Source organism: Veillonella sp. KGMB01456, assembly GCF_023051165.1.
Taxonomy (GTDB): Bacteria; Bacillota; Negativicutes; order Veillonellales; family Veillonellaceae; genus Veillonella_A.
The window spans coordinates 1-5587 of sequence record NZ_JALKIG010000068.1 but is presented as its reverse complement, the minus strand read 5'-3'; the positions used below and the strand labels follow the sequence as shown (position 1 = coordinate 5587).

Sequence of the window (5587 nt, the reverse complement as noted above, 5' to 3'; positions counted from 1 at the left end):
AAACCGACCTCCTTAAAATTAGATTTTTAGGTCTAACTTTAAGGGGTCGGTTCAGTTTAGGAATTTAGGAGGTTTTTTATGCGTAGACATCAACGCTTGGTAATTATGGTAGCAATGTATCTTATTGGGATGGCAGGAAATTATCATCCGGTTGAGGCCGCTTTCGATGAAAATTTAACTGAGTATAGTTTAGGGACTGTGGTTGTTACAGCGGATCAAACAAAAAACAAATTTGGTGATACGGTAACGGAACAGTCATATTATCGTACCGGCGGTGATGTAAAAGTAATCACTAGTGAAGAAATTGAAAAGCGCCATTATGCTGATTTAACCGAGGCTATTAAACGTGTTCCGGGCGTTACATTTCAGAATCCGGGATACCGTGGCGGTGAATATGGCTCTCAATTTTATAATAACGGGGTATCCATTAATGGTGATACGCGTGTAGTTATATTAGTTGACGGTCGACGTGTTGATAATGCTGCCAGTGCGAGAATATCCAGTTCAAGTGCTTCCGGAAGTAAATCTACCGGGGTAAATATAGACCAATTAATTAATATTAATAGTGTGGATAAAATAGAAGTCATCAAAGGTCCGGGAGCCTCTGTATATGGTTCGGACGCTTTAGGCGGTGTTATTAATATTATTACCAAAAAAGGTGGTAATGAAAATCTAGGCACAATTGATGTATCTACCGGGTCTTGGAATCGTCATAATTACTCGTTCTCTTATAGTGGCAGTACCGATGCCGAAAATCCGTTGCGTTACTATGTAGCGGGCATGCGCTCCATGTCACAGGATACAAAATATCGTGATTCCGGAACTGGGGAAACGGCAACGTTAGGTGGCTCTAAATGGCGTGAAGATGGTGTAAATCTCCGCTTAGATAAAGATTTAAACGAAAAACAAAGTATTAAATTCTCTTATACCTATAAAGCAGGTAAGGATGGCTATCCAATTTCAACGCCTAGTCGTAAATACTGGAATTTAAATGATTGGAATCGCATTATTTTTAATGCAGCAGTCGGTCAACTTGGTGAAGGCAATGTACTCGTTGGCAATTCAACATTAGCCGGTGATGTTAAGAATCCCGGATACCACAATTTATATGCATTAGATGGTGCCGGTTATAATTCTTACAGTAAATTTAAACGTAATGACTATGAATTTATGTTTATGTTTGACCGTGATGAAGAAAACGGTCTAGAAAGCTTTGTTCGCCTCTATAATCAAGAATATCGTTATGAAGGTCGAGACTTGTATTATTGGCGTAAACCCGGTGTTACGGCAGCTGATTTAAGAGATGCTTATCGTTTGGCATTTCCGGGCGGTGCATCAGATGAACAGTTGCGTGATTGGATTAGTCAAAACTTAGCGCCATTTCCAGGCAATAAGGAAGCGTTGGATAAATGGGTTGAAGAAACAGGCGGTAAAGCCGGCGAACCGCGTAGTTGGAATGAAGAAAAAAATCGTGGTATTCAATTGCAGTATGCTAAAGCATTCGGTAAGCATGAGATGATTGGCAGTGTTACTTATGATAATGCCAAGAATTATTCTAAACGCATCGAAAGAGATAATTCTCTAACAACCTCACGTGTAGAGCGTAAATCTATTTATGGTTATGTTCAGGATAAAATCCATGTGAATGATAACTTTGATATTACACCGGCATTACGATTTGCTCACTATAGTGATTATAAAAGAGAGTCGGCTAACGGCAGTACCAATATGAAAGGTAACACGAATGCTATTACGCCGGCGTTGAATTTAGAGTATCTTTTTAACGATAACAGTACTTTGTATTTTGGTTGGACTAATATACTCAGACCATTGCGTAGTGGTGACTATACTGCAACCAGTGGTATCTATAAAACTGCACTTGAAAATGAAAAAGGCAACGCTTGGACTGTTGGTTATAGTAAGACCTTTAATGAAAAAACAACCGTAGGGGTTAACTATGATTACACCGATATGTCCAATGCCATCGCCAAACTTCCGATTTATGATGAAGCGAATGATAAATTCACCAGTACGGCAGTAAATGCTAAAGAAGTAAAACAATCTTTTAATATCACCGTAGATCATCAGGTTAATGATAATTTACGAATCGGTTTGGCTTATTCCTATATGAAGGATCGTTGGGATGCTAAAAGCGGTTACACGTTAGATCCATCCTGGGGCTATAATAACTCTACCGATATCAATTTGGGAATTAATAATTTACGACCAAAGAATCATTATACGATGAATGTTTCTTATGAGCGTGGAAAATTATATACCGGGTTATTGGCTAACTGGTATACCGGTGCCAGTCGTACAGCATTTAGCTCTAATAGTTTCTTAATTCTTGATTGGAACTTAAATTATAGCTTTAACGAGGATATTACTGCTTATGTAACTGTCACTAACTTAACCAATAAAGCATACGAAACATCGTATAATGCATGGAATGGTATCGGTAGTTCAGCTATGCCGGCTCGTCAAATTATGGTTGGTACAAGATATACTTTCTAAAGTTTTACGGTAATAGCAGGAATAGTGAAAGTTACTACTCCTGCTATTAGCCGGTGCAATGTGAAATGGAGTTGGTTGTTTGCTACGGTTGCGTACGAAATATACATTGTGCTTACTATTAATTTTCATATGCATTATCAGCAGTGCCTGTAGAACAAACTCACAATCTGAAACTGCATTTGAAAGAGGTATTAATCGAGACAGCATTACGTATGACTCTAAAATAATAGAAGAAGGGTATCCAAGAGAGATTAAGCAATTGATGTCCGATGGAACCGAGCAAACTATTAGATATACTCGAGCTCCGCACAGGATTATAGCGGTTTGGCAAAACTCAATTGAAACATTATTGGCCTTAGGAGTAGGTAAAGATATTATAGCCGCTATAGGTGTTCCAGATGCGGAATATATATCACCTGAATATCGTGAGGCCTATAATCAAATACCTTATAAAAGTATGCAGATGCCTGATAAAGAAAGTGTTTTATATAATGAACCCGACTTTATCTTGGGATGGTATTCGACCTTTGGCAGAAGTGTATTCGGGAATACTGCGTTTTATCAAGATAGGCAAATCGGTACTTATATAGCTCAAAGCTCTTATGGACGTAAGCTTAATAAAAACCATACTTTATCGGAAGAGTACGAGTATATACTTCAGATTGGTGAAATCGTTAATAGAGAAGAGAGAGCCAAACAATTAGTTCAGAGTTTGGAGCAACAGGTTAATCAAGGTCGTGAACTGGGACTTTCACAAGGTAAAAAGCCCCTGGCTCTTATTGTAGAGTTGGAAGGCAAAGACTTGCGCTTATACAATGAAACTACATTAGCCGGTAATATCATTGAACAAGTAGGCGGGGAACTTTTATTGCCACAAGAGGAGCGTACCGGTTATGAGGAACTGATAACTTTGAATCCGGATGTATTATTTGTTGTAATTGTAGAGTCGGAGTATAAGAATGCCGATAAAATAGTTGCTCGTTTATACAATAATCCTGCTTTACAAAGTTTAACCAGTGTCAAAAATCATTCGATTAAAATTTTACCGTTGTATGCCGTTTATTCTCCGGGAATACGGGTTAAAGACGGCATTCAAATTATTGTAGATGGATTGTATCCGGAATTGGCAAAGGAGGGGCCGCATGAAAAATTGGTTACAGGCAACTAAATACACAACGGCCGCTTTAACTTTGGGGATAATACTGGCGTTAGCAGTGTTTTTAGCTCTCACCATAGGAAACGTGAGATTACCGAATTCAGTTATTTGGGAGACGTTGGTTAACGGGTGGAATAGTTCATTGCCTATAGAGGCCCCGGGACAAGGGGGAATTCATGATATTGTTTGGTTGTTGCGTTTCCCAAGAATTTTAATGGCGGCTCTAGTCGGTGCCGGCTTAGCCGTTAGCGGTGTAGTCATGCAGGCTATTGTCCGAAATCCTTTAGCGGACCCCTATATTTTAGGAATTTCTTCGGGAGCTTCATTGGGAGCGACCGTGGCTATTTTGTTTGGCCTTTCATTTACTTTTGGTGATAATTCTGTTGGCATTATGGCTTTTATGGGTGCTTTCGCCATTTCGTTAGGCGTAATATTCATCGCCAATATGGGTGGCCGTGCAAATTCCACTAAATTGTTGTTGGCAGGCTTAGCTTTGAGCGCAGTGTGCTCTTCTTTTACAAGCTTAGTTGTATATTTTGCAAATAATAAAGAGGCTATGCAATCGATAGCATTTTGGATGATGGGAAGCATGGCCGGAGCAACGTGGGGCGTATTAAAAGTATTATCTGTCGTGATGGCTTGCTCTATATTGTTTCTGTGGTTACAAAGTCGAATGCTTAATTTAATGTTGGTTGGCGATGAAGCAGCTATCACTTTGGGTTATGATCTTAACAAATATAGACAGATTCATTTGTTAGTGAGTTCGCTAATTGTCGGATTTGCTGTATATTCAGCCGGTATTATAGGTTTTGTAGGACTTTTAGTGCCGCATGTGGTTCGTTTATTTGTCGGAACCGGTCATATTAAGCTGATTCCTTTTTCGGCATTGGTCGGAGCTATATTCTTGGTTATAGCGGATGCTTTATGTAGGATTTTATTGCCGCATGCAGAATTGCCGATTGGGATTCTTATTTCTGTCATTGGGGCACCGTTCTTTGTATTTTTAATAGTTAAAAGAACCTATTCATTTGGGAATTAAGGTGAAGGTATGGAAATTAGTACTCAAAACATTCAGTTGTCCGTCGGTAAGAAGAATATTTTACGAGGAATTAATATTGAATTATATAATAATGAAATCCTCGGAATTATCGGTCCTAACGGCAGCGGTAAGAGCACCTTTCTCAAGTGTGTGTATCGAACGTTAAAACCGGATGAAGGTAAAATTACGATTGACGGTAAATTAATAGATGAATTATCCTATCGGGATACAGCTTCAAAAATGGCCGTAGTGGCACAACATAACATATATAATTTTGATTTTAAAGTAATTGATATTGTTTTGATGGGGCGTGCTCCCTATAAAAAACTGTTGTCGCGTGATACTAAAGATGATTTTGAATTGGCTAGAGTAGCTTTGGCAAAAGTAGGCCTGCTCGAAAAGGCGGAACAAAGCTTTAATACGTTATCAGGTGGTGAACAACAGCGGACTATTCTAGCGAGAGCATTGGCACAAGATACTGAGTGTCTAATTTTGGATGAGCCCACCAATCATTTGGATATTCGCTATCAATTGGAAATAATGGAGCTTATTCAGAAATTACAGCGTACTACTTTGATGGCAGTTCATGATTTGAATATAGCGGCTAAATTTTGTCATCGTTTGATAGCTCTTAAAGATGGGCATGTGGTAGGTCAAGGAACTCCCAAGGAATTATTGACAGTTGATTTTATAAAAACGCTATATGGTGTTGAATCATCAGTTCATTATTTTGCAGATAATACATATCCTCATGTAGTATTTGAGAGTACTATATAGTATTAAATTATCTTAAAAACTAAATAATGACACTTTTTTATTTAATTTAATGGTTAATTGTAAACTGAAATTGAACATATAAAAAATCCATAGTGAATACC

4 protein-coding genes are annotated in these 5587 nt (G+C 38.4%); all 4 read left to right on the top strand.

Annotated elements, in window-relative coordinates:
* Nucleotides 1-78: 78 nt before the first annotated feature.
* The 4 genes from MXE28_RS11120 (at nucleotide 79) to MXE28_RS11105 (ending at nucleotide 5486) form a co-directional block, all read left to right on the top strand.
* Nucleotides 79-2514, top strand: a complete 2436-nt coding sequence (locus MXE28_RS11120) for a TonB-dependent receptor (protein ID WP_247240175.1) — start codon at nucleotides 79-81, stop codon at nucleotides 2512-2514.
* Between the two features lie 88 nt (nucleotides 2515-2602).
* The gene (locus tag MXE28_RS11115; RefSeq protein ID WP_156705759.1) at nucleotides 2603-3682 is read left to right on the top strand and encodes an ABC transporter substrate-binding protein; all 1080 of its coding nucleotides are present in this window, start codon (nucleotides 2603-2605) and stop codon (nucleotides 3680-3682) included.
* Nucleotides 3657-4709 carry an iron ABC transporter permease gene (locus tag MXE28_RS11110; protein WP_247240174.1) on the top strand — a complete coding sequence of 351 codons (1053 nt, stop codon included), beginning with the start codon at nucleotides 3657-3659 and terminating at the stop codon, nucleotides 4707-4709. The genes MXE28_RS11115 and MXE28_RS11110 overlap by 26 nt, the downstream gene beginning before the upstream one ends.
* A 9-nt stretch (nucleotides 4710-4718) precedes the next feature.
* Entirely contained in the window at nucleotides 4719-5486 is a 768-nt protein-coding gene (locus MXE28_RS11105) for an ABC transporter ATP-binding protein (protein ID WP_021842486.1), read from the top strand.
* Nucleotides 5487-5587: the final 101 nt, after the last annotated feature.

Coding starts and splice junctions, on each gene's coding strand:
- MXE28_RS11105 (WP_021842486.1), top strand. CDS start 4,719: ATGGAAATTAGTACTCAAAACATTCAGTTGTCCGTCGGTAAGAAGAAT.
- MXE28_RS11110 (WP_247240174.1), top strand. CDS start 3,657: ATGAAAAATTGGTTACAGGCAACTAAATACACAACGGCCGCTTTAACT.
- MXE28_RS11120 (WP_247240175.1), top strand. CDS start 79: ATGCGTAGACATCAACGCTTGGTAATTATGGTAGCAATGTATCTTATT.